Annotated in this window: 4 protein-coding genes; all 4 read right to left on the bottom strand. The window is 41.1% G+C overall.

What is annotated here, in order from left to right; all coding sequences use genetic code 11:
* Window positions 1–203 precede the first annotated feature (203 nt).
* Window positions 204–1,340, bottom strand: coding sequence for a hypothetical protein (locus P9B04_RS15860; protein WP_342055959.1), 1,137 nt, complete (start codon window positions 1,338–1,340; stop codon window positions 204–206).
* A gap of 25 nt (window positions 1,341–1,365) precedes the next feature.
* Window positions 1,366–2,961, bottom strand: a complete 1,596-nt coding sequence (locus P9B04_RS15855) for an MBOAT family O-acyltransferase (RefSeq protein WP_342055958.1) — start codon at window positions 2,959–2,961, stop codon at window positions 1,366–1,368.
* A 15-nt stretch (window positions 2,962–2,976) separates the two neighbouring features.
* Complete coding sequence (locus P9B04_RS15850; protein WP_342055957.1) at window positions 2,977–3,270, bottom strand: acyl carrier protein; 294 nt, start codon at window positions 3,268–3,270, stop codon at window positions 2,977–2,979.
* A gap of 69 nt (window positions 3,271–3,339) precedes the next feature.
* The coding region (locus tag P9B04_RS15845) for a cytochrome P450 (RefSeq protein ID WP_342055956.1) at window positions 3,340–4,101 on the bottom strand (762 nt) is incomplete at its 5' end.

The following is a 4,101-nucleotide window of genomic DNA, read 5'->3' as shown; positions in this document are numbered from 1 at the left end:
CAAGCCCTTGCCTGGACTAGATTTAGTCGATGCGACATTTTTGCGTCGCTCCCCTCCGCACTTACACTTAAGCTTGCAACAGCTAGACTAGCTACTAATGCTGCTTTCTTGAACATAATTTTTTTGTCACTCCTCAAGAGTGCTGTTTTTCTAACGCGCGAACTATATCATTTAAAGTCAAAAATGTCAATAAAAAATCCAAATTAATTAATGGTCAATTGCTGAATTTGATAAGTTTCTGCTTGGTTGCCAATAGCTTCAATATGAGATGAGATATTCTCGGGAGTCAGGATTACCCCAAAATCTTCCGGCACTGCTTCAGAACTAAGATCCCCCAACATAATTCGCTCGGCAATTAACAGGCCAGTTTCATTAGTGTAGTGAATTGGATCAAGAAAATATTGCATTTCTTGGGTTTCATCTTGAGGCACTTTCTCCTTGGTTACAGTGTTATAGCCAGAAAAATCCCATAATGTCACATCCCCTTGAGAGGCCGCCACCATGGCCACAATTATTTTTTTCCAGGATTCCACCGTTTTGATATTCCTCGACTCCACCAACCATTCTTCAGCAATAACATGACCTGGTTCAATGAAAATAATTAGTTCAATTTGGCGATCGCGGCAAAGATCTAGAAGTTCTTGAAAAACGGAAAGGGTCTTTCTCCCATAGTTAAAGGCACTGGGATAGTTTCCATTTTGCATTTTAATGGCAATCTTTTTGAAATTTTTGGTTCGACTAACCCCAGGGTAGTCAGGATTCAAATAGCCTCGATCTGTGTAACGCTCGTGAGTTGTTTCTCGGCGATTGTAGAGTAGGGTAAATCCTGAATGGAGCAAAGTTTTGTAAGAGAAAAGACTACCCCAATTAGCCAAGACGACATTTTTTCCGGCAAACCCAGAATTAGGAAAATCTTGACTAGGTAAAACTTCCGGACGGCGCACATCGAATAGACTCAGATTTAGTCCCAAAATCACCTTTTTCAGGTCTTGATGTTGGTCAGCATATTTAAGTATTTCAGACACCTGATAGAGACTAGCGGACTTGATACCCCCGTTGTAAGCATTTAACCCAGCAAAAGCAGGTGCTTCGGGATTGAGTCCCCAAAATACCCTTGAGTTGCCCACTAACAAAGTATCGTAATTCTCCTCTGCTAATTCCAAGGATTTAACTCGACTGCTTCCTTGACGATCTACGAAGGGTTTAACTTCATTAAAATTTCCCTCAATGGCACGAAAAATATCAGCCGGGTCTATTGCCCAATTAAATCCAGCAATGAGAGTTAGACTGGTGAGTAGTGAGCCAAAATAAATTTTTCCATAACGGGCGATCGCAGACATTGTATTTTAGAAAATAATTGGACAATTAGAACTGAAAATAAATAAATTCCTGTTGCCGACCCACTGAAAGAATAGCAATTAAAGTGAGTATAGCTGAGATTACCGCCCAATAAGGGGTTATTTGCCAGCGTTGTTTCAGCCAAAAGCGTTGATACCAGTTTTTAGGGGTAGGGATGGGGTAATGGTCCAGAGCAGGTTGATATTTTTCCAACCATTGTTGAGTGTTGGGGGTTAACACCGCAATTGCTAACAACAAGCCGAGCCAAAATAACACTCTAATTAGCTTCAATTGAGTAGTTGGAAATAACACATCTGACCACATTTGTCCCTGGGCAAAATTGGGAAGTACAAAACCGCCTCCAGCAAACATTCCACCCCAGACATTAGTGGCTTCTTGCATACTGTCAGCTTTAGCCCACACCAACGCTACACACCAGAGAAAAAAGGTAACACACCAACCAAGTAAATCGCTCCACCAGGTACGATGATTGAGGTTATGTCCCAAACGGCGGCGAAGTTCTCGCCACTGTTGATAACCAATCAAATACACTCCATTGATGGCACCCCAAATCAGATAATTCCAGCCCGCACCGTGCCAAATTCCAATCAACAGCATCACAATTAAGGTACTGGTGGTGGTTACTAGATTGGTATTGCCGGCATTCATAGATACTGTTTTCGAGGATAAAGCCAAATTTTGTAAATAACGAGATAAAGGAAAAAAGACATATTCTCGCATAAATCGAGTGAGAGTCATGTGCCAGTTACGCCACAGTTGACTGATTTTCACAGATTTATAGGGGGAATTAAAATTAATTGGTAATCGGATGCCGAAAGTTCGTGCGGCACCGATAGCCATATCTGTGTAACCGGAAAAATCAAAATACAGTTGTAGGGCAAAGGCAATGGCACCGACCCAAGCTTCGGCGCAAGTTAGTGGTTGATTAAAGACTGCCGTATTGAACACTTTTGTGGCAATTGGGGCAATATTATCTGCTAGGACTGTTTTTTTAAATAACCCCATAGAAAACATTGTCACCCCAACCAGTACATTTTCTGGGTTCAAGCGAAAACTTTTCTGACGTTCAAATTGAGGAATTAACTCACGATAATAAACAATTGGACCAGCAATTAACTGAGGGAAAAAACTGATAAATAAACAATAGTTAGCAAAACTATTTTCTTTGACTTTACCCCGATAAACATCTACTAAATAGGCAATTTGTTGAAATGTAAAAAAAGAAATTGCCAGGGGTAAAAAGACTCTTAGCAGGGGAAAATTTGTATTTATCAGGCTATTTAGGGACAATATGGTTAAGTCTGCATATTTGAAATAGACTAAAACACCTAGATTTAAAGTTATTCCTAGACGTAGTAACCAGATTTTCTTCAAGGGTATTTCTATTTCTCCTGCTAAGGCGCTGCCCAGGAAAAAGTTGAGAAACATAGAGAAACAAAACAGCCCCAGATAGTTGATATTCCACCAACTGTAGAAAAACAAAGATGCTACCACCAGCCAAATAAGCGCCAGTTGGCGACTTCCCCAAGTGCCTAAGCCATAAAATCCGAGTAATGTAATCGGCAGAAATAGAAAAATAAAGACATAGGAGTTAAACAGCATAACTGATGCCTCTTACTAGGGGTTTGATTCATTAACTGCCAATAAATGGTTCCCTAGATATTGGGACAATGTTGCTATTGTGTTGTACTGATACATTAAAGTGGGATCATTGAATTCTTGTTCCAACCAGTCTTCTAGTTCTGCCATAATACTGACTACATCGTAGGATTCCAAATTATAGCGATCGAAGGGAATATCAACACCCACATCTTCTGGTTGCATGTTAAGCTGAGTGGCTACACGGACTACTAACCAATCTTGAATGGTTTTAGGAGAAATTACCTCAGCAGGGGCATTTAATGGAGACATAAGCAACAAAAAGAAAATTCTTGGACATAAAATGTTGCAATCTTAGCACGTTTTGCAACTGCTCGGTTTTTACCACCTTAGAGGTAGGGATCTTAAACTCCTCAAGACAATATTTTCTCGCCAAACTGGGTCTTGAATGCTACCGGAAAACTTTGGTAATCCTTGGATTAAAGCATTTAAAACAATCGGCACTTCTAACCGCGCCAAACCGACTCCAATACAAAAATGCCGACCCGCCGCAAAAGCCAAATGACGATTATTTTTGCGTTCGATATCAAAGCGATCAGGATCTGGAAATTGACTAGGATCACGATTAGCTGCTCCCAAACATAGAACCACATTTTCTCCAGGTGCGATGGCCTGTCCACCTATGTTTATTGCTTCATTAGCCACCCGCATGACATATTGGGTAGGGCTTTCGTAGCGAAAAATCTCTTCAGCTGCACTGGCGGCCAATTCAGGATTATGGCGTAGTAGAGCTAACTGTTGGGGATGGTTGAGTAAGCTTAAGATCCCATTGCTAAGGGCCGCAATGGTGGTTTGTTCCCCGGCTACAAAGGTCATAATACACAGATGAATAATTTCCCCATCACTGAGGCGTTCACCTTTGCTTTGAGCATGAATTAATTCTGTTAGTAGATCCCCTTGAGGATTCTCTCTTCGTTGGGCAATCGCTACTTTGAAATAAGCCACAAACTCAGTAGAAACCTGGTTCATAATGGTACATTCTTTAAGCGATCGCAAGGGATCAAATAAGCGAAACAAAACCGTTGCCCAATCGTATCTTCTCAAAAAGCCAGGGGTCACTCGCTGCGAAAACTTAGGCCAAAC

It is taken from the genome of Crocosphaera sp. Alani8, assembly GCF_038442745.1.
In the GTDB taxonomy this organism is placed as follows: domain Bacteria; phylum Cyanobacteriota; class Cyanobacteriia; order Cyanobacteriales; family Microcystaceae; genus Crocosphaera.
Note: the sequence above shows the minus strand (reverse complement) of the source record. Positions and strands in the feature narration are given on the sequence as shown.